The sequence below is a fragment of the Mesorhizobium sp. GbtcB19 genome (assembly GCF_019091085.1).
Classification (GTDB): domain Bacteria; phylum Pseudomonadota; class Alphaproteobacteria; order Rhizobiales; family Rhizobiaceae; genus Mesorhizobium.
The window spans coordinates 131234-154795 of the sequence record NZ_JAGXJY010000010.1 but is presented as its reverse complement, the minus strand read 5'-3'; the positions used below and the strand labels follow the sequence as shown (position 1 = coordinate 154795).

29 protein-coding genes are annotated in these 23562 nt (G+C 63.8%); 11 read left to right on the top strand and 18 right to left on the bottom strand.

Translation table 11 applies throughout. The annotated features are described in order from the left end of the window. The first annotated feature begins 39 nt into the window (after positions 1-39). Positions 40-903: a helix-turn-helix domain-containing protein gene (locus KVT37_RS18720; protein ID WP_217575728.1), complete on the top strand. Its 864-nt coding sequence runs from the start codon at positions 40-42 to the stop codon at positions 901-903. 121 nt (positions 904-1024) lie between these two features. Further along, complete coding sequence (locus KVT37_RS18715) at positions 1025-1591, top strand: dihydrofolate reductase family protein (protein WP_217575726.1); 567 nt, start codon at positions 1025-1027, stop codon at positions 1589-1591. Here KVT37_RS18715 and KVT37_RS18710 read toward each other — a convergent pair. From KVT37_RS18710 to KVT37_RS18680, 7 genes are all read right to left on the bottom strand, one after another. Beyond that, complete coding sequence (locus KVT37_RS18710; RefSeq protein WP_217575724.1) at positions 1588-2523, bottom strand: ribose-phosphate pyrophosphokinase; 936 nt, start codon at positions 2521-2523, stop codon at positions 1588-1590. The two genes, KVT37_RS18715 and KVT37_RS18710, sit on opposite strands and share 4 nt — an antisense overlap. A gap of 169 nt (positions 2524-2692) precedes the next feature. Beyond that, positions 2693-3319 carry a hypothetical protein gene (locus KVT37_RS18705; RefSeq protein ID WP_217575722.1) on the bottom strand — a complete coding sequence of 209 codons (627 nt, stop codon included), beginning with the start codon at positions 3317-3319 and terminating at the stop codon, positions 2693-2695. Positions 3320-3374: 55 nt separating this feature from the next. Beyond that, the gene (locus tag KVT37_RS18700; protein WP_217575720.1) at positions 3375-4526 is read right to left on the bottom strand and encodes a Xaa-Pro peptidase family protein; all 1152 of its coding nucleotides are present in this window, start codon (positions 4524-4526) and stop codon (positions 3375-3377) included. Further along, the gene (gene pgeF, locus KVT37_RS18695) at positions 4526-5314 is read right to left on the bottom strand and encodes a peptidoglycan editing factor PgeF (RefSeq protein WP_217575718.1); all 789 of its coding nucleotides are present in this window, start codon (positions 5312-5314) and stop codon (positions 4526-4528) included. The genes KVT37_RS18700 and pgeF overlap by 1 nt, the downstream gene beginning before the upstream one ends. Positions 5315-5402: 88 nt before the next feature. Then, a complete protein-coding gene (locus KVT37_RS18690; RefSeq protein ID WP_217575716.1) occupies positions 5403-6470 on the bottom strand; it encodes a class I SAM-dependent methyltransferase in 1068 nt (355 codons plus the stop codon). Continuing rightward, positions 6467-7321: a prolipoprotein diacylglyceryl transferase gene (lgt, locus tag KVT37_RS18685; protein ID WP_217575714.1), complete on the bottom strand. Its 855-nt coding sequence runs from the start codon at positions 7319-7321 to the stop codon at positions 6467-6469. The genes KVT37_RS18690 and lgt overlap by 4 nt, the downstream gene beginning before the upstream one ends. A 107-nt stretch (positions 7322-7428) precedes the next feature. Next, on the bottom strand, positions 7429-7668 hold the full coding sequence (locus KVT37_RS18680; protein ID WP_217575712.1) for a BrnA antitoxin family protein: 240 nt from the start codon (positions 7666-7668) through the stop codon (positions 7429-7431). Between the two features lie 208 nt (positions 7669-7876). On the opposite strand from KVT37_RS18680, the gene KVT37_RS18675 reads away from it, so the two are divergent. The 3 genes from KVT37_RS18675 (at position 7877) to KVT37_RS18665 (ending at position 9368) form a co-directional block, all read left to right on the top strand. Next, the gene (locus KVT37_RS18675) at positions 7877-8179 is read left to right on the top strand and encodes an accessory factor UbiK family protein (RefSeq protein WP_217575710.1); all 303 of its coding nucleotides are present in this window, start codon (positions 7877-7879) and stop codon (positions 8177-8179) included. 316 nt (positions 8180-8495) lie between these two features. Then, positions 8496-8996: a YbjN domain-containing protein gene (locus KVT37_RS18670; protein WP_112098904.1), complete on the top strand. Its 501-nt coding sequence runs from the start codon at positions 8496-8498 to the stop codon at positions 8994-8996. A 12-nt stretch (positions 8997-9008) separates the two neighbouring features. After that, complete coding sequence (locus KVT37_RS18665; RefSeq protein ID WP_217575708.1) at positions 9009-9368, top strand: tRNA-binding protein; 360 nt, start codon at positions 9009-9011, stop codon at positions 9366-9368. Here KVT37_RS18665 and KVT37_RS18660 read toward each other — a convergent pair. The 4 genes from KVT37_RS18660 to KVT37_RS18645 form a co-directional block, all read right to left on the bottom strand. Further along, entirely contained in the window at positions 9360-10424 is a 1065-nt protein-coding gene (locus tag KVT37_RS18660; RefSeq protein ID WP_217575836.1) for a glycosyltransferase family 1 protein, read from the bottom strand. The two genes, KVT37_RS18665 and KVT37_RS18660, sit on opposite strands and share 9 nt — an antisense overlap. Before the next feature lie 223 nt (positions 10425-10647). After that, entirely contained in the window at positions 10648-12063 is a 1416-nt protein-coding gene (locus tag KVT37_RS18655; protein WP_217575705.1) for an ATP-binding protein, read from the bottom strand. 52 nt (positions 12064-12115) lie between these two features. After that, complete coding sequence (locus tag KVT37_RS18650; protein WP_040989639.1) at positions 12116-12835, bottom strand: response regulator; 720 nt, start codon at positions 12833-12835, stop codon at positions 12116-12118. Further along, the gene (locus KVT37_RS18645) at positions 12822-13349 is read right to left on the bottom strand and encodes a MarR family winged helix-turn-helix transcriptional regulator (RefSeq protein WP_181591977.1); all 528 of its coding nucleotides are present in this window, start codon (positions 13347-13349) and stop codon (positions 12822-12824) included. Before KVT37_RS18645 ends, KVT37_RS18650 begins: the two co-directional genes overlap by 14 nt. A 261-nt stretch (positions 13350-13610) precedes the next feature. Here KVT37_RS18645 and KVT37_RS18640 point away from each other — a divergent pair, with 261 nt between their 5' ends. The 3 genes from KVT37_RS18640 (at position 13611) to KVT37_RS18630 (ending at position 15744) form a co-directional block, all read left to right on the top strand. Further along, positions 13611-14504, top strand: a complete 894-nt coding sequence (locus KVT37_RS18640) for a branched-chain amino acid aminotransferase (RefSeq protein WP_217575703.1) — start codon at positions 13611-13613, stop codon at positions 14502-14504. A gap of 146 nt (positions 14505-14650) precedes the next feature. After that, the gene (locus KVT37_RS18635; RefSeq protein WP_217575701.1) at positions 14651-14968 is read left to right on the top strand and encodes a hypothetical protein; all 318 of its coding nucleotides are present in this window, start codon (positions 14651-14653) and stop codon (positions 14966-14968) included. 134 nt (positions 14969-15102) lie between these two features. Further along, on the top strand, positions 15103-15744 hold the full coding sequence (locus KVT37_RS18630) for an MBL fold metallo-hydrolase (RefSeq protein WP_217575699.1): 642 nt from the start codon (positions 15103-15105) through the stop codon (positions 15742-15744). A gap of 118 nt (positions 15745-15862) precedes the next feature. On the opposite strand, the gene KVT37_RS18625 is transcribed toward KVT37_RS18630, so the two are convergent. The 3 genes from KVT37_RS18625 to KVT37_RS18615 all read right to left on the bottom strand — a co-directional run bounded on the left by KVT37_RS18625 (position 15863) and on the right by KVT37_RS18615 (position 17152). Then, positions 15863-16276 carry a BA14K family protein gene (locus tag KVT37_RS18625; protein WP_217575697.1) on the bottom strand — a complete coding sequence of 138 codons (414 nt, stop codon included), beginning with the start codon at positions 16274-16276 and terminating at the stop codon, positions 15863-15865. A gap of 214 nt (positions 16277-16490) precedes the next feature. Then, complete coding sequence (locus KVT37_RS18620) at positions 16491-16703, bottom strand: cold-shock protein (protein WP_006202521.1); 213 nt, start codon at positions 16701-16703, stop codon at positions 16491-16493. 236 nt (positions 16704-16939) lie between these two features. After that, positions 16940-17152, bottom strand: coding sequence for a cold-shock protein (locus tag KVT37_RS18615; protein WP_006202520.1), 213 nt, complete (start codon positions 17150-17152; stop codon positions 16940-16942). Between the two features lie 450 nt (positions 17153-17602). On the opposite strand from KVT37_RS18615, the gene KVT37_RS18610 reads away from it, so the two are divergent. Together KVT37_RS18610 and KVT37_RS18605 are read left to right on the top strand one after the other, a co-directional pair. Continuing rightward, positions 17603-17989, top strand: coding sequence for a Kazal-type serine protease inhibitor domain-containing protein (locus tag KVT37_RS18610; protein ID WP_217575695.1), 387 nt, complete (start codon positions 17603-17605; stop codon positions 17987-17989). Between the two features lie 214 nt (positions 17990-18203). Continuing rightward, positions 18204-19820 (top strand): tetratricopeptide repeat-containing sulfotransferase family protein, encoded by a 1617-nt coding sequence (locus KVT37_RS18605; protein WP_254634112.1) that lies wholly within the window; start codon positions 18204-18206, stop codon positions 19818-19820. Between the two features lie 145 nt (positions 19821-19965). On the opposite strand, the gene KVT37_RS18600 is transcribed toward KVT37_RS18605, so the two are convergent. Together KVT37_RS18600 and KVT37_RS18595 are read right to left on the bottom strand one after the other, a co-directional pair. Next, positions 19966-20319, bottom strand: a complete 354-nt coding sequence (locus tag KVT37_RS18600; protein WP_217575693.1) for a DUF1428 family protein — start codon at positions 20317-20319, stop codon at positions 19966-19968. Positions 20320-20428: 109 nt separating this feature from the next. Then, on the bottom strand, positions 20429-20845 hold the full coding sequence (locus KVT37_RS18595) for a glyoxalase/bleomycin resistance/extradiol dioxygenase family protein (protein ID WP_217575691.1): 417 nt from the start codon (positions 20843-20845) through the stop codon (positions 20429-20431). A gap of 117 nt (positions 20846-20962) precedes the next feature. Here KVT37_RS18595 and KVT37_RS18590 point away from each other — a divergent pair, with 117 nt between their 5' ends. Further along, positions 20963-21121, top strand: a complete 159-nt coding sequence (locus KVT37_RS18590; RefSeq protein ID WP_217575688.1) for a hypothetical protein — start codon at positions 20963-20965, stop codon at positions 21119-21121. Between the two features lie 112 nt (positions 21122-21233). On the opposite strand, the gene KVT37_RS18585 is transcribed toward KVT37_RS18590, so the two are convergent. Both KVT37_RS18585 and KVT37_RS18580 read right to left on the bottom strand, forming a co-directional pair. Next, positions 21234-21623 carry a nuclear transport factor 2 family protein gene (locus KVT37_RS18585; protein ID WP_217575686.1) on the bottom strand — a complete coding sequence of 130 codons (390 nt, stop codon included), beginning with the start codon at positions 21621-21623 and terminating at the stop codon, positions 21234-21236. 130 nt (positions 21624-21753) lie between these two features. Then, a complete protein-coding gene (locus KVT37_RS18580) occupies positions 21754-23280 on the bottom strand; it encodes an ABC-F family ATP-binding cassette domain-containing protein (protein WP_217575684.1) in 1527 nt (508 codons plus the stop codon). Positions 23281-23562 lie beyond the last annotated feature (282 nt).

Below are 23562 nucleotides of genomic sequence, written 5' to 3'. Positions count from 1 at the left end.
GTGGTTTGGTCCAATAGTTTCGCAAGTGGGCCACATCCGATGCCACATGGCCGGGAAATCTTCAAAGGCGATGCCGCCGAGCTCGGCCGGTTGCATCAAAGCCGCTGGCAATGGCTGGAGGAGGCCGTCGGGCCGGCGGTGGCGCTGCCGACGGAATATCCGGACGGCTATCACGTGCCGCAGCACCGCCACAGCCGCAGCCAGCTTTTGCATGCCCTGGTGGGTGTGGTGCTGGTGACGACCAAGCACGGGCGCTGGATGGTGCCGCCCGACCATGCGATGTGGATACCGGCCGGCACCGAGCATTCCGTCGAGATGCTGGGCGACGTCTCGATGCGCTCGGTCTATGTCATGCCGGAGGCCATTGCCGGTCTGCCAGAGGGCTTGCGCGTCGTCGGCATCACCGAGCTGATGCACAGCCTGATCGTCGAATCGGAGAAGCTGCCGCAGGGCGGCGAACTCGAAGGGCGGGCGGCGCTCGTCATGGGACTTCTGCTGCACGAGATCCCGAGCCTGCCGGAACGGCCGCTCGGCCTGCCTTTCCCGTCCGATCCGAAGCTCGCGGCGCTTTGCCGGCGCTTTGTGGCGGCGCCTTCGCCGCATGCGACGATCGACGAATGGGCGGACGCCGCCGGCATGAGCCGGCGTTCCTTCACCCGCGCCTTCCATCGCCAGACCGGGCTGTCGCTGTCGACCTGGCGCCAGCAGGCCTGCCTGTTCGCAGCACTGCCCAGGCTCGCCGACGGCGAGCCGATTACCAGGGTGGCGCTCGATCTCGGCTATGACAGCGTGCCGGCCTTCATCACCATGTTCAAGCGCATGCTCGGCGCCTCGCCGCGCGGCTATATGCGCGGCGCGCGTGAGACGGTCGAAGGTACGCGGCGCGGTCCGATCGCTGCGTGACGCATATCCGGTGGCTCAGGTTGAAGCGTCGATCTCGTTCCGGGATTCCATTTCCGAATACTGATTGCGAAATGCAATCGGTTGTGCTCTGTTGCGTGAAAGCAAAAGTCGGAGGAGCCTGGTGGCAACGATCGTCTATGCCATGCTGACGTCGCTGGATGGCTACATCGCTGGGCCGGGCGGAGACATCGACCTGCCTATTCCCGAGGAGGAATTGCATCAGCATTTCAACGACGAGATGCGGCGGACGGCGATCGCGCTCTGCGGACGCCGGATGTATGAGGCCATGCGTTTCTGGGACAGCCCGGAGCGGGAGATCGCCGCCGAAGAGGTCGAGCGGGATTTTGCCCGCGCCTGGCGGGAAACGCCGAAGATCGTGTTTTCGACCACGCTTCGAGAGGTCGGGCCGAACGCCCGTCTGGAGAAGGGCGATGTCGAGGCGGTGGCGAGGTCGCTCAAGGCGGAAACGGAGGGCGAGATTTCCGTCACCGGCGCCGAGCTTGCAGGACATCTGGCGCGCGCGGGGCTGATCGACGAATACCGGCTTTATGTGCATCCGGTGGTGCTGGGTGGCGGCAAGCCTTATTTCCAGTCTGGCCTGTCACCGGCCTTGAAGCCGCTCGGCACTGAGCGTTTTACGCAAGGCGTGACGCTGCTGCGCTACGCGCCCGCCGGAAGTGACAATTAGTCGAACAGGCTCGAAACAGACTCTTCCGTCGCGGTGCGCGAAATCGCTTCGCCCATCAGGTCGGCGATCGAGATGACGCGGATGTTCGGCGCGTCGAGCACGGCCTGGCTCGGCTGGATGGAATCGGTGATCACCAACTCCTGCAACTTCGAGCCGGCAATGCGCGCCACCGCGCCGCCCGACAGCACGCCATGGGTGATGTAGGCGGTGACGCTGGTGGCGCCGTTGGCGAGCAGCGCGTCGGCCGCGTTGCACAGCGTGCCGCCGGAATCGACGATGTCGTCGATCAAAAGGCAGTCCTTGCCGGCGACCGCGCCGATGATGTTCATGACTTCCGATTCGCCTGGCCGCTCGCGGCGCTTGTCGACGATGGCGAGCTGCGCGTCGAAGCGCTTGGCCAGCGCGCGCGCCCGCACCACGCCGCCGATGTCGGGCGACACGACCACGACATTGCCGAGCTGCTTGTATTTGGCCTTCACGTCGCGGGCCATCACCGGCACCGAGAACAGATTGTCGGTCGGGATGTCGAAGAAACCCTGGATCTGGCCGGCATGGAGGTCGAGCGTCAGCACCCGGTCGGCGCCGGCGCGGGCGATCATGTTGGCGACGAGCTTGGCCGAGATCGGCGTGCGGCCCGACGCGCGGCGGTCCTGCCTGGCATAGCCGAAATAGGGGATGACCGCCGTGATGCGCCGCGCCGATGAACGCATGAAGGCGTCCATCATGATCAGCAGTTCCATCAGATGATCGTTGGTCGGATAAGAGGTCGACTGCAGGATGAAGACATCCTCGCCGCGCACATTTTCCTGGATCTCGACGAAGATTTCCTGATCGGCGAAGCGCCTGACGCTGGCCTTCCCCAGCGGTATGTTGAGATAGCGAGCGACCGCCTCGGCCAGCACCCGGTTGGAATTGCCCGCGAAAAGCTTCATGCACCGTTCCTGGTGAAGGATGGAGAGGCCGGAGAGACTCTCATGAGCCTTTTAAGCGGGGCTTTTAGCGGCCCGCGCCGGTATTGCAAGCCTCGTTGTGGGGAATCCTTCCGGCGAGCGCAACAAACACGGAAAAACATCGCAAGCCGGCAACAGTTCGGCCGGCCGGTCAGCCGGCGCCGCCGCTGCCGAGCCAGGCGGCGAACTGATCGATCGTCTGGTCGGCAATGGCCTGCATGGTCGCCGGCGCCACCGTGGGCCAGCCCTCGCCGCTGCCGACCGAAGGCGCCTTCTGCTGGCCGTTGATGCGATGCAGGCGGTTTCCGGAAGGATCGTAGATGTCCCAGACATAGATGACGGTCGTATCCTTGCCTTCGGACATCGTCGAAAAATAGCCTTTCAGCACATGCGTCGCGGTCTGGTCCGTGCTGCCGACAAGCGTCAGGCCGCGCTGCTTGGCGCGGGTCTGGAGCTCCGCCGTCAGCGGCGCCGCCACATCCACCGATGCGCCGACGATCGGCGCCACCTGCAGCCGCGTCTTGGCGATGGCCGCGGTTTGGGCTGGCGTCCTGGGTGTCGCAGATGCCACCGCAGTCGAAGGCGCGGGCGAAGGGGCGGGCACGGTCGTGGTCGAAGACGTTGCCGCCGATGGCGTGCCTTGCGTGGGGGGCAAAGGCTGGGCAGAGCTTGCGGGAGGGGTGATGGCCGAAGGTTCCAGCACGTCCTTGGCATTGGTGCAGGCGCCAAGCGCCAGCGCCGCAAGCAATGACACGGTCGTCACCCGCGATCGTCTCATTTGCCCGAAAACTCCCTACTGGCGAACGCCCCCGCGTGAACCAACCATTATGGATTCACTGCACGATCAAGTCGAGATCATGGCGCGACAGCGGCTTCGGCGCCGATTCCGTCGTCAGGTAGGTGCGGCCAAGGGTCATCGCGGTCTCGGTCTCGGAGTCCATGATGATCATATGCGCGAACAGCGTCATGTTGGGCGCGATCGGTTCGGGGTTCCCCTGATAGAACATCGGCATGTCCATCCAGGACGGCGTGAAGCGGGCGCCGACCGAATAGCCGCAGGCGTTCAGCCGGTGCTTGGTCAGATTGTGCGCCTCGAGCGTGCGGGCATGCGCGTCGAAGACATCGCCGAAAGTGTTGCCCGGCGTCATCACCTTTTCGACCGCGAGCAGCGCGGCGCGTGAAGCGTCGAACAGCTCCTGGTGACGTTTCGACACCTTGCCGGTCAAAACCGTGCGCATCATCGGGGCATGATAGTGGTGGAAGACGCCGGCCCATTCGAGCGTCAGCTGGTCGTTCTTGGTCAGCTTGCGGCGGCCGGCCTTGTAGCGGCAGAGCAGGGCGTCGGCGCCCGAGCCGATGATGTATTCGTTGGCGGGATAGTCGCCGCCGCCGGCAAAGACGGCGCCCTGCATGGCGGCCAGGATGAGCCCTTCGTCACCGCCCTGCTTGATCAGCGGCAGCGCGGCATCGAGAGCGTCGTCGGAAAGATTGGCGGCCTTTTCGGCCTTGGCGATCTCGGCGGGGCTCTTGAACAGGCGCAGCCTGCCGACGATGCCGGAAGCATCGGCGATCTGGCCGAAGGTCTGCAGCTGCTCGTCGACGCGACGGCCGTTATAGGCGGTCAGGCCGTGGGTGTCGTATTCGACGCCGATGCGGGCGCCGAGCAGATCGAGGTCGTTGAGCAGGTTGCGCAGGTCGATCGCCGGATTGGCGCCCTGGCGGTCGGTCCACAGCATGATGTTTTCGATGGTCGAGGTGTGGCGCGCCTGCCTCAGATCGGCGGAGCGGGTGAGCAGCACCATCGAGCCGTCGGCCTTCACCACCAGGCACTGGAAGAAGCAGAAGCCGAACGTGTCATAGCCGGTCAGCCAGTACATGCTCTCCTGTGCGAACAACAGCACGGCGTCGAGCTTCTTGTCGGCCATCTCGATCAGCAGCCGGTCGCGCCGCGCGTCGAATTCCGATCGTTCGAAATGCAGCGCCATTATTCTTTCTCCAGAACGATTGCCGAAACCTGGCGCCCGTAATCCGCTTCCTTGCGGTGGGTGGTGCGCCGGTAGGAATAGAAAAGATCTTCTTCCGCGTAGGTGCAGCGGCCAAGGCCCTCTGCGCTCACGCCGGCCTTGCGCAACCGGTCGACCGTATATTGGTTGAGGTCGAACATCGAGTGGCCGGCCGTCTTGGACGGTCTGAAATAGCGGTGATTGCCGGCATCGGCTTCGGCGAAGCGGGCGACGAATTCCGGTCCGACTTCGTAATTGTCGGGGCCGATGGAGGGGCCGAGCACAGCGACGATGCGCTCGCGGGCCGCGCCGAGACCTTCCATCGCGGCGACGGTGTTTTCGAGCACGCCGGTGAAGGCGCCCTTCCAGCCGGCATGGGCGGCGCCGATGATGCGCGCCTTGGTGTCGGCGAAAAGCACCGGCCCGCAATCGGCGGTCGAGGCGCCGATGGCGATGCCTGGACGATCGGTGACGATGGCGTCGGCCTTCGGACGAGGCCCCGCGAAGGGTTCCCGGGCGACGACGACATCCGGCGAGTGGACCTGATGCGCGGTCAACAGATGATCCGCCGGCACGCCCATCCAGGCGGCAACGCGCCGCCGGTTCTCGGCGACCAGCGTTTGATCGTCGCTGGAGCCCGTGCCGATGTTGAGCCCGCGATAGATGCCGTCGGAGACGCCGCCGATGCGGGTGAAATAGCCGTGGCGTATGCCTTGTGCCTTTTCAAGCAGCGGCGAGCGAACTGGATCGGGTCTGGTCTGATTCAGCATGGCTGGGTTTGTCGTCCGTGCAAGGCGGTTTCGTCAAGGCGAAGTTCGGACGACTGGCAGGACCAGGCGGCGCGACTGCCCGCCAATCTCAAGTGGCTCTCACCGCCGACAGGACCTTCATCACCTTGAACAGCTCACCCATCGCGTCGGGACCGGCCAGGCGTTCGACCGCGTCCGAAATAGCTTTACGTGTCCCGGCATCGGCATCGGCGCCGAGCGTGCCGGCGCGCTCGAGCAGGCCCATGCCGAGCAGGAACTCGCCCTGGGTCGACAATTGCACGTCGAGACCGCAAGCGCGCGCTATGTCGGCAAGAGGGGCGAAATCGACATGGGCGGTGAGATCGGCTTCACCCGGATTGGCCAGCACATCTTCGCGCCGATGCCGGCGCAGCGCCTGGAAGGTGTCGCCGATGCCCGGCTGCAAATGGCCGTAGTCGATGAACAGGCCGGCGCCGCCGTGGCCGGCGATACGCGCGGCGATAGCCGACATCAGCGCAGAACGGGCGGGTGCAACTTCGGCAATGGCGCCTTGCGGAGCATCGGCCGCATTCGCCGGCAGCAGTGTCGTGTCGACGGATCCCGCGCCGGCGAAGAAGTGCAATTCACCGGCGCCGTCGAGACCGACCACGCGCTCGCGCCAGCCCGAGCCGGCATAGACGAATTGCCGGATCGGCACCGCGTCGAACAATTCGTTGCCGACGATGAAGAGCGGCTGCGGCGGCAGCGTGTCGATGGTCTGGTGCCAGGCAAGCGCCGCGTTCTGCCCGGCAAGCGTCTGTCGCTGGATTTCCGCCAGGCGCGGGCTGGTCTCGATCATGGCAAAGGATGCACCCGCGACCAGCGCGGGGTCGAGCCGCGACCAGGTGCGCAGCATATCCTTCATCAAGGTGCCGCGGCCCGGTCCGATCTCGGCAAAGGTCGCCGGCGGAGGCCGGCCGGCGGTCTGCCAGGCCTGGTAGAGCCAGACGGCGACGAGCTCGCCGAACATCTGGCTGACCTCGGGCGCGGTGATGAAGTCGCCGTCAGCGCCGAAGGGCTCGCGCGTCGTGTAATAGCCCGCGTCAGGATCGAACAGGCAGAGCGCCATATATTCGCTGACCGGGATAGGCCCCGTCGCGCCGATCAGGCCGACAATGCGCTCTTTCAGCCGGGTCATGCCGCCTGCGGCTGCGCCATCGGCTTTGCCGTGACGATGGCCCAGATGCCCGCCAGCACCATCGGCGTCGACAGGATCATGCCCATGGTCAGCCAGTTGGTGCCGAGCAGATAGCCGAGTTGCTTGTCGGGCTCGCGGAAGAATTCGACGAAAATGCGTGACAGGCCGTAACCGCAGATGAAAGCGCCGCCGACAAAGCGCGGCGTCTTCAGTTTGAGCCGCGAATGGGTGAGGAAGCGCAGCACCAGGAACAGCACGAGGCCTTCGAGCAGGGCTTCGTAGAGTTGGCTGGGGTGACGGGTGAACGGGCCGCCATTGGGGAACTCAATCGCCCAGGGGACGTTCGACGGCCGACCCCAGAGCTCGGAATTGATAAAGTTGGCCACGCGCACCAGGCCGAGCCCGACCGGCACACCGGCCGACACCACGTCGAACAGCGTCCAGGTGTGGATGCCACGTTTGAGCGAAAACAGCGTCATGGCGAGGATGACGCCGAGCAGCCCGCCGTGGAACGACATGCCGCCCTGCCAGACGGCGAAGATGTCGAGCGGATGCGCGATGTAGCGCGACAGGTCGTAGAACAGCACATAGCCGGTGCGCCCGCCGAGCACCACGCCGATCGCCGCCCAGACGATGAAATCGTCGAGATCCTCGGGCTTCATCGGCAGATGGCCATCCGGCCACAGGCGAGGGGTGGTGACGAGACGCTTGGCGTACCACCAGGCAAACAGGATGCCGACGATATAGCCGACGCCGTACCAATGCACCGCCAGCGGCCCGATGTTGACGATAACCGGATCGATGTTGGGGAAGGGCAGGGAGGCCAGCGGCAGCAGGAAATATTCGCTCAAAAACGGGGTCCCCGGTGACGGTCACGATTGCGCGCGGACCATGCGGCAGGGTTTTGGCGGGGTCAAGGCAAGCGCGCTTGTTGTTCCGACCGCCACGGCAAGCGGTTTCAAACCCGAGGCTTGCCGGCGACAATTTGCCTTAGTGCGTCGTTGATCCTGTCCTGCCAGCCGGGACCATCTTCCTGGAAATGGTCGAGCACAGCTCGATCGATCCTTATCGAAACAAGCTCTCTGACGTTTGGCGCCGCCGCGGCCTCGCGAATTGGGGCAGCTGGTTTTTTGACCGGCTTGAAGGCGGCTTCCGCGGCGGCCATCGGGTTTGTCGGTCGGCGCGGGGGCGTTGCCATCGGTTGATCCTGACTGAAGAGTACGGAAACAATGCGCACTACAGTAGGCGATTTGGCGTCCTGAAGTACAGGTCGGGGCGATGTGATAGTTTGGTTCAGGCATGGCGCTGCCATGCGCCATAGCAACGCAGACGAGGCATCGAACCTCAACGTTCTTGCATTCCGCGCCGCGCCCCACTACGTCAAATCGAGCAAGCGAGGATTTGCCATGTCGACCGGACCGAACCGCATTCTCGACGAATTCGCCAAGCTGATGACCGATGCCGCGGGTGCCGCGCAGGGCGTGCGGCGCGAAGTGGAGACGGCGTTCCGGGCGCAGGCCGAGCGCATGCTGAATTCCATGGATATCGTGCAGCGCGAAGAGTTCGAGGCCGTGCGCGAGATGGCGGTCAAGGCGCGGGAAGACAATGTCCAACTGGCGACGCGCATCGAGGCGCTCGAGGCCAGGCTCGCCGAACTGACCGGACAGGCCGCACCTGCGGGTGCTGCCAAGCCCCGCGCAAAAAAATAATCGTTAAACTTTTCCACATAGCGCGATCCGAAAAATCGCTTTGCCGTGAATCGCTTACCGGCATTGCATGAATCTTTGTGACAGCGACCTTTCCACATGCGGATGCCGCAGTGCGAAAAATTGGGCTGTTCACGCGACTCCCGATCAATAGACTGAATTTGTTGCATGATTCGAAGCAGGGTCATGCGCCGGGCGGTGGGGTCCGGTCTGGGGTCTTTGCGTTGAGAAGTTCCTGGCCGTCCGAGTTCTAGACAAGATTGTTCGTCGTGTGTGCCCCGCGGAGCGTGTGGCGCTCCCCTGAACACAGGAAGCATCCATGGAACTTCTCGAACTCGAATTCTCCCGCGAAATCCACCCGGTGGATGTCATCGAGCAGGTGGCCCACAACAACGACTGGTCCTTCGAGCGTGCCGGCGACGACGAGATTTCAATTTCGGTGGCGGGCAGCTGGACCGACTACCATGTCTCCTTTTCCTGGATGGAGGATTTCGAGGCCCTGCATCTGGCCTGCGCCTTCGACATCAAGGTGCCGGAGACGCGGACGCTGGAAGTGATGCGGCTGTTGTCGCTGATCAACGAGCAGATGCTGTTCGGGCATTTCGATCTGTGGGAGCAGGAAGGCGCCATCATGTTCAGGCAGTCGCTGCTGCTTGCCGGCGGGGTCGAGCCGTCGAGCCAGCAGGTCGAGGTGCTTTTGTCTTCGGCGCTCGAAGCCTGCGAATGCTACTTCCAGGCTTTCCAGTTCGTCGTCTGGTCCGGCACTTCGGCCAAGGACGCGCTGTCCAGCGTGCTCTTTGAGACGCACGGAAACGCCTGAGCACAACCACCGATGAGTTCGAGCAGCGCGCGCAAGCCCGAGATCAGCTTTGCCGATTTCGACCGTGTCGACATCCGTGCCGGCACGGTCGTCGAGGCCGAGCCGTTTCCGGAAGCGCGCAAGCCGGCGATCAAGCTGAAGATCGATTTCGGCCCGTTGATCGGGGTCAAGAAGTCGTCGGCACAGATCACCAAATACTACACGCCGGAAGCGCTTATCGGCCGCCAGGTCTTCGCGGTGGTCAATTTCCCGCCGCGCCAGATCGGTCCGTTCATGTCGGAAGTGCTGACGCTCGGCTTTCCCGATGAAGAGGGCGCGGTCGTGCTCGGCGCTATCGAGCGCAAGGTACCGGATGGCGGGCGCCTATTCTAGGACCAGCCTCGGCCGGCCGGAAGCCACGACATCCTGATCGGCGCGCTTGCGCGGCATGCCCATCGCTTCGTCGACCACATCCAGGAACATTTCGGCGCAGGCCTTCCATGTGTAGCGCATGGCGCGCTCGCGCGCTTCCGCGCGATCGATGTCCAGTGCCTTGAGCGCGGCCTCGCGCAGATCATTGGAAACCGCGCCGCCGACGCCGTCGCCGACGATGTCGATCGGCCCGGTCACCGGATAGGCTGCGACCGGCGTGCCGCTGGCCAGCGCCTCGATGATGACGTTGCCGAACGTGTCGGTCCGGCTCGGGAAGACGAAGACATCGGCCGAGGCGTAGATTTCAGACAACTCATCGTTCGGGCGATGACCAAGGAAATGCGCGTTCGGATAGCGCGCCTTGAGCTTTGCCAGTTCCGGACCTTCGCCCACGACGATCTTGCTGCCGGGCAGGTCGAGGTCGAGGAAGGCGGTCAGGTTCTTCTCGATCGCGACACGGCCGACGCTGAGGAAGACGGGACGTGGATATTCCGTTTCCTTGCGTTTGTCGGGCCTGAAATGATCGATGTCGACGCCGCGCGTCCAGGGCTTCAGCTTGTTGAAGCCGCGCGCTGCCAGGTCGTTCGCCAGCGACTGGGTCGCGACCAGGGTGCCCCGACCGGAATTGTGAAATGCGCGCAGCCAGCGATAGGCCCAGCTTTCCGGCACGGGCAGCCGGGCGCTGAGATATTCTGGAAAGCGCGTATGGTAGCTGGTGGTAAAGGGACGGCCCGCCTTGCGGCAATAGCGGCGCGCCATGAACCCCAGCGGGCCTTCGGTGACGATGTGGATGTGGTCGGCCTTCGAGGTCTCGATCAGGCGCGCGACACGGCCTGGAGTCGTCAGCGCCAGACGGATGTCGGGATAGGTCGGCATCGGCAAGGTGCGGAAGAGGTTGGGCGTCAGGAAATCCACGTCAACGTCGAAGGACTTCAGCGCTTCGGTAAGCCGTTCCAGCGTGTGCACCACGCCATTGACCTGCGGCCGCCAGGCGTCGGTGACCATCAGGATACGCATGGCGATCCCGATACGCATGGCGATCCTTTGCAATAGTTCCTGGGCGCGCCGGCGCGGTGCCGGAACGGCAGCCAGGCAGCCGCTCGCGCCTCGCTCCAGCGCACCCGGGCAGGGGCGGGATCGAAGCGGGGCGGCAGGGCCGAATCAACAAGGGTCACGCGCTTCATGCGCGCGATTGACCATGATTTCATGACAGGCGGATGAAGCTTGCTTTTACGGCAGCTTAGGCAGGAACTTTGATCACCGCGCGCAAGCCGCCGAGCGGGCTGTCCTCGAGGCTGATGTCGCCGCCATGGCTGCGGGCGATGTCACGGGCGATCGACAGTCCAAGCCCGGTGCCGCTGGCATCGAGGTTGCGCGCCTCGTCGAGCCGCAGGAAAGGCTTGAACACCTCTTCACGCTTGTCGGGGGCGATGCCCGGGCCGTTATCGTCGATGGTGACGGTGAGCGAGCCGCGGCCGTGATTGGCGTGGACCTCGACGGTCTTGGCGTAACGGAAAGCGTTGCCGATGACGTTCGAGAGCAAACGGGCGAAGGCGTGCGGCCGCACATGCACGGTCGGATCGCCGGTCAGCGTCGTGGTGAGCTTGCACTTGCGCAGTTGCGCTTCCTCGCCGAGCTTCTGGAAGTAGGTCTCGAGGTCGAAGCGGCCGGTGTCCTCCGCGGCCTCGCCGCGGGCAAAGGAGAGATAGCCCTCCAGCATCGACTGCATGTCGTCGATGTCCTGGTTGAGCGCGGCCTTGGTCTCCGCCTTGCCGCCTGCCAGCGCCAGTTGCAGCTTGAAGCGGGTGAGGATGGTCCTGAGGTCATGGCTGACGCCGGTCAGCATGGCGGTGCGCTGCTCGATCTGGCGTTCGATACGCTCGCGCATCTGGATGAAGGCGAAGCCGGCGCGACGGACTTCCTCGGCGCCGCGCGGGCGGAAATCGCGCGGCATCGGCCGGCCCTTGCCGAAGCTTTCGGCGGCCTCGGCAAGCGTCAGGATCGGCCTTATCTGATTGCGCAGGAAGGGGATGGCGATCATCAGAAGCACCAGCGAGGTGCCGACCATCCAGATCAGGAAGATGTGGGTGTTCGAGGCATAGGCCTGGCTGCGACGCACGAAGACGCGCAGCACCTTGCCTTCCAACTGGACGCGAACCTCGACGACGTTGGAGTTGCCGACCGTGTCGATCCAGAACGGACGGTTGATCTGCTTGGTGATCTCGGACGACAAGGCCTCGTCGAGGATCGAGAAGAACGGTCTCGGACCGGGCGGCGGCAGCGGATCGGGCGGCAGCAGGTCCACCTTCAGCTGCATGCGGTCCTGGGCGATGCGGATGATGTTGGCGTAATCGGCGTCGTGCGGATAAGTCTCCATCATGTCGATGACGGCCGCTATGTCCGCGATGGTCGCCTGCGACAGGCGCTGGGTGACCGTCTGCCAGTGGCGCTCCATGAAGACGAAGGCGACGACCGATTGCAAAAGGATCATCGGGGCGATGACGATGATCAGCGAGCGGGCGTAGAGTCGCTTCGGCATGTAGAGCGCGACCAGGCGCCAGAACCGGTTCCAGGCGCGCGGCATGGCTCTCAGCGTTCGCATCACGAGATCGCCGAGGCCGCCCCCTTCAGGCTGTTCCAGTTGCGTGGTCGCCATTCGCCCTTCCGCTCGTCGATGGCCTGTTCAGCAAAGGGCCTTCGACGGTAACCTATTCGACGCTGAGCCGATACCCAATACCGCGCACCGTCTGCAGCCATACCGGGTTGGACGGATCACGCTCGATCTTGCGGCGCAGCCGGTTGATCTGCACGTCGATGGTCCGCTCGCCGACATCCGATTCATCGCCGACCAGCTCATGACGCGGTATGGTCTCGCCCGCCCGTGCGGCAAAGATCGCCAGGATCTCCTGCTCGCGGTCCGTCAGCTTAAGCGCCTCGCCGCCGCGCTTCAATTCGCGCTTGGCGATCTGGAACGTATACGGTCCGAACACCAGCTGTTCCACCTTCGGCGTCGCCGCAGGGCCGCCGCGGCGCAGGATGTTGTTGATGCGCAGGATCAATTCGCGCGGATCGAACGGTTTCGGCAGATAGTCGTCGGCGCCGGCTTCCAGCCCGGTGATGCGGCTGTCGGTCTCGGACAGCGCCGTCAGCATCAGGATCGGCACGTTCTTCTCGGCCCGCAGCGCCTTGGTGAGGTCGACGCCGGTTTCGCCCGGCATCATGACGTCGAGCACCAAAAGGTCGAAGTCGAGCCCGGCGAGCTTGCGCCTTGCCTCGCCGGAATTGCCGGCGACGGTGACGCGAAAACCGTTCTCGGACAGATACTGCTTGAGCAGGTTGCGGATACGCGTGTCGTCATCGACAACCAGAAGGTGCGGCGCGTCATCGTCGGGCGCGGCCGGATGATCAACCTTCTCAATGGTCTCCATGGTTCTTCCCCGATGTTTGCGCAGGCACAATGTCGATCTGCGCTCTTAGTTCCGGATTGACCATCGCTTCCAGGAATCGCTCGATCGTGGCGCGTTCGGTGGCCCCGGAATCCTCCAATGCCGCACGGATGCGGCGCGACTGTGGCCGCGCCAGCGCAAGCGCAAGGGCGCGGCCCTTGGCAGTCGGGTAGAGTTCGCGTTGCCGTCGGTCGCGCGGACCCTGCACCTGGACGATATGATCGGTGTCGATCAGCTGTTTCAAGACCCGCGCGAGGCTCTGCTTGGTGATTTTCAGCACGTCGAGCAGCTCGGCGACGGTGAGGCCTGGCCTGCGATTGACGAAGTGCAGCACACGATGATGGGCGCGGCCAAAGCCGTAATCGGCTAGGATCTGGTCCGGATCGGAGGTGAAATCGCGATAGGCGAAGAAAAACAGCTCGATGATGGCGAAGTCGATGCCGTCCTCATCGGTAATCGCCGTCCTGATCGGTTTTCCGGCTGCGGGGCTCGTCATCATTTCTCCATGCGAGGCGGGAATTATGTCAGTACTATTGACGTAATTTCCGGGCAATGATAATTTTTGACAAGCTTTTCGGCGGATTGCGAACGAAAAGGCAAGCGGAAGCCGTTTTTCCGGAACTTCCTGAGTTTGCCACGGATTGAATATCCGCCTACGCTTTCAAACACTGGCCAGCGTTCCGAACCCTGTGGCGGGGCCGGCACGAAAGCCATATGACACAACGATTTGCGGGCACCCCGCCCGCGGGAGGTTTCCATGGCATCCGTTCCCTTCGATCAATTGGAAGGCTTCATCTGGATGAACGGCGAGTTCGTCAAATGGGCCGACGCCAAGATCCACGTTCTGACCCACGGCCTGCACTATGCCAGCGCCGTCTTCGAGGGCGAGCGCGCCTATGGCGGCCAGATCTTCAAGCTGACCGAGCACAATGAGCGCCTGCACGAATCGGCGCGCCTGCTCGGTTTCAAGATTCCCTATCCGGTCGCCGAGATCGACGAGGCCTGCCGCACGCTTCTGAAGAAACAGGGTTTCCAGGACGCCTATGTGCGTCCGATCGCCTGGCGCGGCAGCGAGCAGATGGGCGTTTCGGCGCAAAACAGCCGCATCAACTGCGCCATCGCCATCTGGCAGTGGCCGAGCTATTTCGACCCGGCGCAGAAGCTCAAGGGCATTCGCCTCGACGTCGCGGAATGGCGCCGGCCCGATCCGCGCACCGCGCCGTCCAAGTCGAAGGCCGCCGGCCTCTACATGATCTGTACCATGTCCAAGCACGCCGCCGAGGCCAAGGGCTATGCCGACGCCATGATGCTCGACTGGCGTGGCCAGGTGGCGGAAGCCACCGGGGCCAACATCTTCTTCGTCAAGGACGGCAAGATCCATACGCCGACGCCCGACTGCTTCCTCGATGGCATCACCCGCCGCACGGTGATCGGCCTGGCGAAGGACCGCGGTTTCGAGGTGATCGAGCGCGCCATCATGCCGGAAGAGCTCGAAGGTTTCGAGCAGTGCTTCCTCACCGGGACGGCCGCCGAAGTGACGCCGGTCTCGGAGATCGGGCCTTACCGATTCGAAGTCGGCGAGATCGCCAAGACGTTGATGAACGACTATTCTGCCGCAGTGCAACCAAAGCACGCCATCGCCGCCGAATAGCGATAGTCACAGCTTTTTTGTGCAATAGGGGCGGTTTTGCAGCCGCCCTTTTTATTTAAGCTTTTGCGCATTTGACTTTCGAACAATTCGGCGTCTCATGATGGCGTCGGCCCGAGGAGGCTGGCGGCTATGGAGGGACTAGATACATGGATACGAACACGCTTATTGCGATCGTTATTCAGGTGATTACGGGTGTTATCGGCGGTCAGGCAGTCGGCGCGGCGCTGAAGCAAGCGGCGTTGGGTCAGCTTCCTAAAATCCTCGGCGGCGCGATCGGCGGCGTCGGTGGCGCGGCCATCCTGGGCAGCCTGCTCGGCGGCGGTACGGTCGATCCGGCGGCAGCCGCGGCGGCCGCTGGCGGACTGGGCAGTTCACTGAACATTCCAAACATCGTCGGCGGCGCCGGCGGCGGAGCCATCCTGACCGCCATCATCGGCGCGGTCATGGGCGCCATGAAGAAATAGACCCAGATACCCTTCGGACCTGCGCATGGGCGGCTCCGGCCGCCCATTTCTTTTCGAGGATTATTCGCTTCGGCCGACGGTGGACGCGGCTCGCCATGGTCTCTACATCAGGGCGACATCTCGAAAGGAAAGCCATGGGTCAGCTCAACGCCGGCATCGTGCCGGTCACGCCCTTCCAACAGAATTGCACCATCTTGTTCGATATGGACGACAAGGCCGGTGTCGTGGTCGATCCCGGCGGCGATATCGACCAGGTGCTCAGGGCGCTGAAGGACAACGCCATCACCGCCGGCGCGATCTGGATCACGCACGGTCATATCGACCATGCCGGCGGCGCGATGGAGCTGAAGGAGGCGCTGGGCATCGACATCATCGGCCCGCACGCAGCCGACAAGCCGCTGCTTGCCAGTCTCGAGAACCAGGCCAAGCGTTTCGGCCTCACCGATCCGGTGCGTAATTGCGTGCCGGACCGCTTCCTCACCGAAGGCGAGACGGTGTCGTTCGGCAATCACGTGTTCGAGGTGCTGCATTGTCCGGGACATGCGCCCGGCCATGTCGTCTACTACAACCGCGCGGCCAAGTTCGCGCATGTCGGCGACGTGCTGTTTCGCGGCTCGATCGGTCGCACCGACCTGCCGGGCGGCGACCACGCCGCGCTGATCGCCTCGATCAAGGAAAAGCTCCTGCCGCTCGGCGACGATATCGGCTTCATCTGCGGCCATGGGCCGGGCAGCCGTTTTGGCGATGAACGACGGACCAATCCCTTTCTCACCTGATTTGCAAGCAAAGAAAAAGCGCCGCTGGAGGCGGCGCTTTTCAGGGCAGGGAACCAGCTTTATTGGACGCAATTCCGGACGGAAAACCGCTTCACACTTTTCCTGGAATTGCTTCGACTCAGTTGGCGACGCAGAAGTGCTGGTCGCCGTCGCTGCCGGTGAAGGTGCCGGTCCGCGAATTGAAGGTGCGGTAGCGGTCCGAGCAATACTCGTACCAGGCCCGCGTCCAGGGCTCGGCATAGCGATCGGCATAGACGACGCGCGGCTGCACGTAGTAACGGCGCACCGGCCGGTCGACATAGTAATCGTCACCACCATAGGCCGGTTCGTAATAGCGCGGCCCGGGATTGCTGAGCGCGCTGCCGATCAAGGCGCCGGCCGCGAGGCCGACAACGCCGGCGGCAAGGGCGTCGCCGCCATGATGGCGATGATGGCGCCAGCGCCAGTCGTCGGCATTGGCCGCCGAGAAGGTGGCCAGAGTGGTCGCGGCGATGCCCGCGGTCAGGATGGCGGTCTTGAGAAAACGGTTCATTTTCGGTCTCCTTCGCGCCGGCCCGCGCATTTTTCAGGGGATGCGGACCGGCTTTAGCAAAGGTTAATAGAAGACCGTGGCTGAACGGAGGCTGAACGGAAATCGGCGCAATCGATTTTTCGAGGCCCGGCTCTTTTTCGAAAGCACGGGCACAACCCGTTCCGGGCGGGAGCAGTCCCGCCTGAAGCCTCCGTCGGATCCGTCGTAAGCCGGCTTAGCCGATCGACAGATTGACGGCCTTCGGACCCTTGCCGCGCTTGTCCGGCTCGGTGTCGAATGTCACTTTCTGCCCATCCTCGAGACCGGGAAGGCCCGACGCCTGCACAGCCGATATGTGGACGAAGACATCCTTCGCGCCATCGTCGGGCGTGATGAAGCCGAAGCCCTTGGCATGGTTGAAGAATTTGACGGTGCCGGTCTGCGGCATGGGAAACTCCTTTGATCCCATCAAGTCAAGTCTCGGGCCGGCAAATTGCCCGAGAGGAAATTTGTCCTTTATTTTAGCGCTATCGGCAAGAGAAAGTTTTCGCCTGCCGACCCAAGGATTTGCGCGCGAAAAAGGCGCGACGGTACGGTCGCGCCTTCGCAATTTCGAGCCTGTCCAAAAGCCCGTTTATGATCCTGCCGCATCATTGCATCCGCAAGGACAGGCGGTCGCGCCGATCAGGCGGCGCGCAGGTTGACCGCCTTCGGGCCTTTGCCCATGCGGTCCGGCTCGACGTCGAAGGTGACCTTCTGGCCGTCGACCAGCGTGCGCAGGCCAGATGCCTCGATCGCGGAAATGTGGACGAACACGTCCTTGGCGCCGCCATCCGGCGTGATGAAGCCGAAGCCTTTGGTGGCGTTGAAGAACTTTACGGTACCGGTCTGGGCCATTGGGGAAACTCCTTCACCCGTGTCAGTCTTGGTGGTCTGCCCGCTGCCTCGCGCCTTGGGCAAATCCCGGTGGTTGCTTCGGCAGTCATGCATTCGCGCATGGTCAAACCCCCCGCCGAAAAACGGGGCTGTCAGAGATTCACACTTATCGGGGAAAGGTCGTCCAAAACGTTCCGCTCTCCGGGTCGCAAATGCCCGAACGGGGAAATTTATTACACGGAAACGTGATGGTTGCAAGACGACGGTCGCGGGCGGCCCGCGGCGCGTCCAACGCAGGCGCCTCGATAGACCCCGTGCCAGCACGGGTCATCGGCCAGAGGCGGGCCAAGCATGGGCCAGAGTGAGGCCGCCGATCGAGGGTTGCGGCTGCACAAACGGCGGTTGCGTTTGCCGCGAGGAATGCGAGGATGTCGCCGGCCGATAGCATGGCGCCGGATGGAGGGGGGACATATGCGATTTGTTGCGATCTCTCGGCAGAGCCTGGTCATCTTCATCCTGTCCGCGCTGCTGGCGGCCTGTACCGTGGTCGTCGACGACGGACCGCGCCCGCGTCCACCCAGGCCGCATCCGCAGTTTTGCACCATGCAGTATCAACCAGTCTGCGCCCGGCGCGACGGTGAGCGCCAGACCTTCGCCAATGCCTGCCTGGCCGAAAGGGAAGGGTACCGCATCGTGCGTGACGGCCCATGCCGCGACGGCGGCGGTGGAGAGCAGACGTTCTGCACACGCGAATACGCCCCGGTCTGCGCCAGGCGCCACGGGCAAGTGCGCACCTTTCCGAACGCGTGCGAGGCGCGCGCGGCGGATTATCGGATCGTCGGCGATGGGCCGTGCTGAGAAGTCACGGTGTCCATCTCCACAGGCCGATATGGACTCAGCAACGCGCGTGGTGTTGCTTAGCCTTGAATCTCTCGCCCGTATGGCTTAGGTCCGGCGGACCAACAAACACGGCAGGTTTCCCATTAACAGAGATCAAAGAAGAGCGGCGAACGCAGGCGGCAAGCCAGGAACGGCCAGCCCGCTCGATCCCTATGTCCAGCGGGCGCTGCAATTGCACCAGGCCGGCCGCCGCCAGGAAGCCGAGACGCTGTACCGGCAGGTATTGGGGCAGCAGCCGAACCATGCCGCCGCCCTGCACTTTCTCGGTTTGCTGCTGCATCAGACCGGCCGCGGCGAGGAGGGGCTCGAGCTCATCGAGCAGTCGGTGACGCTGCAGCCCAGGAACGCCGACTTCCTCAACAATATGGGCACGGTCATGCGCGACCTCGGTCGGGTCGCCGCCGCGGTCGATTTCTTCCGCGGCGCGGTGGACATCCGGCCGGAGCAATTGGCGGCGCGCGACAATCTCGGCTCGTCGCTGAAGCAGCTCGGTCAGTTCGACGCGGCCGAGGAGATCTACCGCGGCACGATCGGCCGCAATCCGTTCCATGTCCGCGCCCGCATCGGCCTTGCCGAAACCCTGCAGGAAGCCGCGCGCCTCGACGAGGCGATCACGCTGTTCCGCGAGTCCTTGTCGATCCGGCCCAAGGATGCGGAACTGCTTTACGGGCTGGGCGTCGCCATGATGGAGAAGGGCAAGCTCGACGAAGCCGCCGATCTTGCCCGCCAGGCCGTGGCGGTTGCGCCGGCCATGGCCAAGGCCTGGCTGCTGCTCACGCAGGTCAAGCGCCAGACCGAGCGCGACAAGGAGCTTGCCGGCATGGAGGCCGAGCACGCCAAGGCGCCACAGGGCAGCCTTGCGCGCATGCAGCTTTCCTTCGGTCTCGGCAAGGTCAATGACGACCTCAAGGACTATGGCCGCGCCTTCGACTATTTCGCCGAGGGCAACGCCATCCGCCGCCAGGGCATCGATTACGATCCGGTCCGCACACGTGACGAATTCGCGGCGATGAAGTCGGCATTCGACGAGGCGTTCTTCGAAAAGCACCGGACGAGCGACATTTCCGACGACACGCCGATCTTCGTCGTCGGCATGCCGCGCTCCGGCACGACGCTGGTCGAGCAGATCATCGCCAGCCATCCGCAGGTCTATGGCGCCGGCGAGTTGAACATCCTGAAGACGGCCGTCGGCAAGCAGTTTCCGATGAGCATGCCAGGCGGCTTTCCGGGGGGGATCGGGGACATGCCGGACCAGGCGTTCGCCGAAGCCGGCCAGGCGTATCTCGACATGCTGCATGCCAGCTATCCGCACTTCCGCCATATCACCGACAAGATGCCAGGCAACTTCATGTTGATCGGCTTCCTGCACATGATGCTGCCGAAGGCCAAGATCATCCATTGCGCCCGCGATGCGGCGGCCACTTGCCTGTCGATCTTCAAGGTGCATTTCCGCGGCGACAGCCACCGTTATGGCTACGATCTCGGCGAGCTCGCCGATTTCCACAACCTCTACACCGACATCATGGCGCATTGGCACAAGGTGCTGCCGGGCGTCGTGCATGATGTGCGCTATGAGGATTTCGTCGCCGATCAGGAAGGGCAGACAAGGGCGCTAATGGCGCATCTCGGCCTGCCCTGGGACGACAAGGTGCTGTCATTCCACGAGACGGACCGGCCGGTGCGCACCGCTTCCGCCGCGCAGGTGCGCCAGCCGATGTATCAGGGCTCGGTCGATCTGTGGAAGCGCTATGGGGACCGGCTGAAGCCGCTGCTCGACAAGCTGGGCTGATATTGAGGTGAGGCCGGCCTGCGAACGGCGGTTCTCTGCGCTTCCGGTGCTCACGTACTTTAAGTACGCTCCGCTCCGGTTCTCGGGAACCGCCATTCTCGACTCGGCCTGACCTCAATCTCAACCCAGCTTGGGGCCGAGCTCCTCAAAGCTCGATAAATGGCTGGAAGCCGCCGAAGATCATGCGCTTGCCGTCGAACGGCATGGCGGACCAGTCCATCTTGAGACGCTCATCGGCCATCACCTTGGCCATGACCGCGTCGCGAATTTCCCTCGATTCATAGACGACCCAGGCGAAGATGACGGTCTCGTCGTCCTTTGCCTGAACGGCGCGCGGGAACGAGGTCAGCTCGCCATAGGGCACGTCGTCGCCGATGCATTCGACATAGGATAGCGCGCCGTGCTCCATCCATATCGGACCTGCGAGATTGGCCAGCTTCTTGTAATCATCGAGGTTGGCCTTCGGCACGGCAATCACGAAACCGTCGACATAGGACATGATGAAACTCCTTGGTTGAAAAACGAGCGCCGGGTCGGCGGGGATACGACCCGGCGCGGGTGAGCGCGTCAGCCGCGCCGCAGACGGGCGACGTCGCTCGCTACAAAATTCAGTTGACCGGCGCGTTCATCGCCCAGTCGACGCCGAACGGGTCCTTCACCTGGCCCCAGCGGTCGCCCCAGAACATCACCTGCAGCGGCGTCACGATCTCGCAGCCGGCATCGACGGCGCGCTGCCACCAGGCGTCGATGTCGTCGCTGCCGAGATGGAGCTGCAGCGTGTAGCCCTGCGCGGGCTTATGCGGATGGCCGTGCTCGGGATAGGCGTCGCACAGCATCAAGGTCGAGTCGTTGACGTAGAGATGGATATGCATGGTGCGGCCTTGCTCGTCCGGCGGATAGGCGAACACTTGCTCGGCGCCAAAGGCCTTCTTGTAGAATTCGGCGGCCTTGGTGGCGCCGTCGACCTGCAGATAAGGGGTCAATCCGCCAAGAACCTTGGCGCGGGGCGGGGTCTGGTCGTTCATGCTCGTGTTCCTCTTCACGGGTTGATCTGGCCTGCGAGCCAAAGGACGGACGAAGCGGCGGCGATCCTACATGCCTCTCGAAAATTTTCTAAAGGCCCGAACAGTCCGGGTGGCCGGATGAGCTGGAAAACAATCGCACTGAAAGTGCCACTTTATATGACCTTCGCCGAGAAGGTGGCGGCGCGGCTGCTGTCCCGGGTTTCGAAGATCTCCGGAAAGCCGATGTCCTTGCGCAGCTCGGCGGGCAGCGAAAGCAGGATGCGTTCGCTGCGATGACGGGCGCGGGCCGCGGCATAGCGATTGGCGAGGCGGTGACGCCGGCATCATCGTGTCGGCATTCCAAGGACGAGGCGGCAATCGGCGATCCGACAGATCGCCGCAAACTTTTTCAGAACACCGACGCGGCCAGCGCGGTGTCGTAATATTCCACCATCTCGACGATCCGGCCGTCGCGGACCGTCCAGAAATTGGCGGTGCGCATGACGAACGCCTGGCCGGTGGCGCGGCGCGTCATGTGGATCTCGACCTGCGCCGCGACCTTGTCGCCGCCGTCGATGATGTCGACCGGGACGAAGCTGCGATATTCGAAGTCGTCGTCGAGAGCCAAGAGCCTGGCGAGGAATTCCTGCTTGCCATGCGCGGTGCCGGCGTGACGCGATTGCCGCGGATCGGCGATCCAGCGGAACACGACATCCTCGGAACACTGCGACAGCGCGCCCTCGATGTCGCGGTCCGCATAGGCTTTGTAGAGATTGCTGACGATTTCCACTGCACGCATGGCCGCTCCCTCCATGGTTAAGCAACTCAGCATGCTCCCTTTTTAGCATGTGGAAAAGTATTGCCGGGGGAACATTTGTTCGCCGGGCTGGCATTACTTCCAAACGCCGGCCCGGCGGATGGAGCGTCTCTCAGCTCGGCGTTTCCGCGACCGAGCGGAAGAACGCTTCCGGGTCTTCGACTTCGGTCAGCCGCCGCTTCTCGATCAGCCAGAAGCGGTTGCCGACGGCGCGGATAAAGGAGCGGTCATGCGAGGCGAGCAGGCAGCTCGCCTGGTGCTCCAGCAGTTCCGCTTCCAGCGTCTCCTGACCGTCGATGTCGAGATGGTTGGTCGGTTCGTCGAGCAGATAGAAGTTGGGGTTGGCGAGACGCAGCACCAGCATCATAAGCCGCGCCTTCTGTCCGCCCGACAAGGCGCCGATCTTCCTGTCCTGCATCTCGATGACGACGCCGGCGCCGGCCAGCAGCGAGCGGGCGCGCTGCTCGCCGACCTCGAACCGCCGCGAGACCAGCGCCAGCGGCGTGTCGTCGCCGCCGATGCCCGACAGTGCCTGGTCGCTGTAGCCGAGTACGGTCGATGGCGTCACCTTGATGTTCGCGACCGAGCCGGGTTCGGCGATGGCGTTGCGGATCATCGCGATGAAGCGCGTCTTGCCGACGCCGTTGCGGCCGAGCAGCACGATGCGATCGTCCTGGCAGATATGGCGCTTGCCGGTCCTGAACAGCAGCGCGCCGTCGGGCGTTTCGACCGCCGCATCCTCCAGCGTGATCAGCACCTTGGCGTGGGTGCCGCGGTTGGCGAGCCTGATCGCGCCGGCCGAACGCTCGCGATGCGCCTGCACGGCGGCATCCTCCAATCGTTCCGCCCGCTCCTTGAGCTGCTTGGTTTTCACCGTCAAAAGGTCGCTGCCGGAGTTGATGCCGATGTTGTTCAGCTTGGCGGCCTGCTTGCGCAGTTGCTGGGCGACCTTCATGTCGCGTTCGAACTTGCGCGCCGTGGAAGCATCGAGTTCGTCGAGCGCCTGCCTGGCCCGCGAGTAAGGTAGCGCGAACACCGGCGATTCTTCCGGGCGCAGGAACAGCGTGCGGTTGGTGACGGCGTCGAGGAAAGCGCGGTCGTGACTGGCGACGATCACCGGCACCTCGCGCGGCAGCGCGTTGAGCCACGTCTCCAACTGGCCGATCTTGGCGAGGTCGAGATGATTGGTCGGCTCGTCGAGCAGAAGCACGTCCGGATCGGTGACCCAGACGCGGGCAATCAGCGCCAGCCGCTGCCAGCCGCCGCTCAAGCCGCGCATTGGCCGGCCGCGCATCTCTTCCGGGACATCGAGCGAATCCAGCACGACGTCGACGCGCCAGAGCTCGCTGTCGCGCTGCTCGGCCGGCAAGGCATCGGCGACGACATTGTGGAAGCTGCGATCGAGCAGCGTTAGGGGAAGGGATTGCTCGACATGGCCGACGCGCAGGCCGCGCGACCTTGTGATGTCGCCGGTGGTGGGTTCGAGTTCACCAGCCAGGCATTTGAGCAAGGTGGACTTGCCACGGCCGTTGGCCGCGACGATGCCCAGCCGGTCGCCGGCGCCGATGGTGAGGTCGAGGTTGGAGAAGAGCGGCGCACTCATGGTGACGCCGAGGGATTTGAGGCTGATCAGGGCCATGTCGATTTCTCTGGTCTCTGCCGGAAAGTCCGGCTGGTGCACTTGACGGTGCGCAGGCTGATCAACGGATCAGCTTAGCGGCACCACGAAGGGCAGACCAAAAATCGAAACGGGAAAAGCCCGGACCGTCCCGGTCAGCCCTGCAAGCAAGCTCGCAGGGCGCAAATCGGGCCACGCTGACGATGGTGATCGATAAACACGCAGCCCTCCTTTCCAGATGTTCGAGGCGGGGAATTGGGTACACCGGGGGAGGGGCGAGTGGCAAGAGGGCGGTGGAGTGCT

Coding starts and splice junctions, on each gene's coding strand:
- KVT37_RS18580 (WP_217575684.1), bottom strand. CDS start 23,280: ATGGCCCTGATCAGCCTCAAATCCCTCGGCGTCACCATGAGTGCGCCG.
- KVT37_RS18645 (WP_181591977.1), bottom strand. CDS start 13,349: ATGACGAGCCCCGCAGCCGGAAAACCGATCAGGACGGCGATTACCGAT.
- KVT37_RS18680 (WP_217575712.1), bottom strand. CDS start 7,668: ATGGCAACGCCCCCGCGCCGACCGACAAACCCGATGGCCGCCGCGGAA.
- KVT37_RS18615 (WP_006202520.1), bottom strand. CDS start 17,152: ATGGCCCAGACCGGTACCGTAAAGTTCTTCAACGCCACCAAAGGCTTC.
- KVT37_RS18650 (WP_040989639.1), bottom strand. CDS start 12,835: ATGGAGACCATTGAGAAGGTTGATCATCCGGCCGCGCCCGACGATGAC.
- KVT37_RS18660 (WP_217575836.1), bottom strand. CDS start 10,424: ATGCGTATCCTGATGGTCACCGACGCCTGGCGGCCGCAGGTCAATGGC.
- KVT37_RS18585 (WP_217575686.1), bottom strand. CDS start 21,623: ATGCGTGCAGTGGAAATCGTCAGCAATCTCTACAAAGCCTATGCGGAC.
- KVT37_RS18630 (WP_217575699.1), top strand. CDS start 15,103: ATGGGTCAGCTCAACGCCGGCATCGTGCCGGTCACGCCCTTCCAACAG.
- KVT37_RS18665 (WP_217575708.1), top strand. CDS start 9,009: ATGAGTTCGAGCAGCGCGCGCAAGCCCGAGATCAGCTTTGCCGATTTC.
- KVT37_RS18675 (WP_217575710.1), top strand. CDS start 7,877: ATGTCGACCGGACCGAACCGCATTCTCGACGAATTCGCCAAGCTGATG.
- KVT37_RS18640 (WP_217575703.1), top strand. CDS start 13,611: ATGGCATCCGTTCCCTTCGATCAATTGGAAGGCTTCATCTGGATGAAC.
- KVT37_RS18610 (WP_217575695.1), top strand. CDS start 17,603: ATGCGATTTGTTGCGATCTCTCGGCAGAGCCTGGTCATCTTCATCCTG.
- KVT37_RS18720 (WP_217575728.1), top strand. CDS start 40: ATGCCACATGGCCGGGAAATCTTCAAAGGCGATGCCGCCGAGCTCGGC.
- KVT37_RS18620 (WP_006202521.1), bottom strand. CDS start 16,703: ATGCCGCAGACCGGCACCGTCAAATTCTTCAACCATGCCAAGGGCTTC.
- KVT37_RS18635 (WP_217575701.1), top strand. CDS start 14,651: ATGGATACGAACACGCTTATTGCGATCGTTATTCAGGTGATTACGGGT.
- KVT37_RS18690 (WP_217575716.1), bottom strand. CDS start 6,470: ATGACCCGGCTGAAAGAGCGCATTGTCGGCCTGATCGGCGCGACGGGG.
- pgeF (WP_217575718.1), bottom strand. CDS start 5,314: ATGCTGAATCAGACCAGACCCGATCCAGTTCGCTCGCCGCTGCTTGAA.
- KVT37_RS18710 (WP_217575724.1), bottom strand. CDS start 2,523: ATGAAGCTTTTCGCGGGCAATTCCAACCGGGTGCTGGCCGAGGCGGTC.
- KVT37_RS18670 (WP_112098904.1), top strand. CDS start 8,496: ATGGAACTTCTCGAACTCGAATTCTCCCGCGAAATCCACCCGGTGGAT.
- KVT37_RS18590 (WP_217575688.1), top strand. CDS start 20,963: ATGAGCTGGAAAACAATCGCACTGAAAGTGCCACTTTATATGACCTTC.
- KVT37_RS18655 (WP_217575705.1), bottom strand. CDS start 12,063: ATGGCGACCACGCAACTGGAACAGCCTGAAGGGGGCGGCCTCGGCGAT.
- KVT37_RS18705 (WP_217575722.1), bottom strand. CDS start 3,319: ATGAGACGATCGCGGGTGACGACCGTGTCATTGCTTGCGGCGCTGGCG.
- KVT37_RS18625 (WP_217575697.1), bottom strand. CDS start 16,276: ATGAACCGTTTTCTCAAGACCGCCATCCTGACCGCGGGCATCGCCGCG.
- KVT37_RS18700 (WP_217575720.1), bottom strand. CDS start 4,526: ATGGCGCTGCATTTCGAACGATCGGAATTCGACGCGCGGCGCGACCGG.
- KVT37_RS18595 (WP_217575691.1), bottom strand. CDS start 20,845: ATGAACGACCAGACCCCGCCCCGCGCCAAGGTTCTTGGCGGATTGACC.
- KVT37_RS18600 (WP_217575693.1), bottom strand. CDS start 20,319: ATGTCCTATGTCGACGGTTTCGTGATTGCCGTGCCGAAGGCCAACCTC.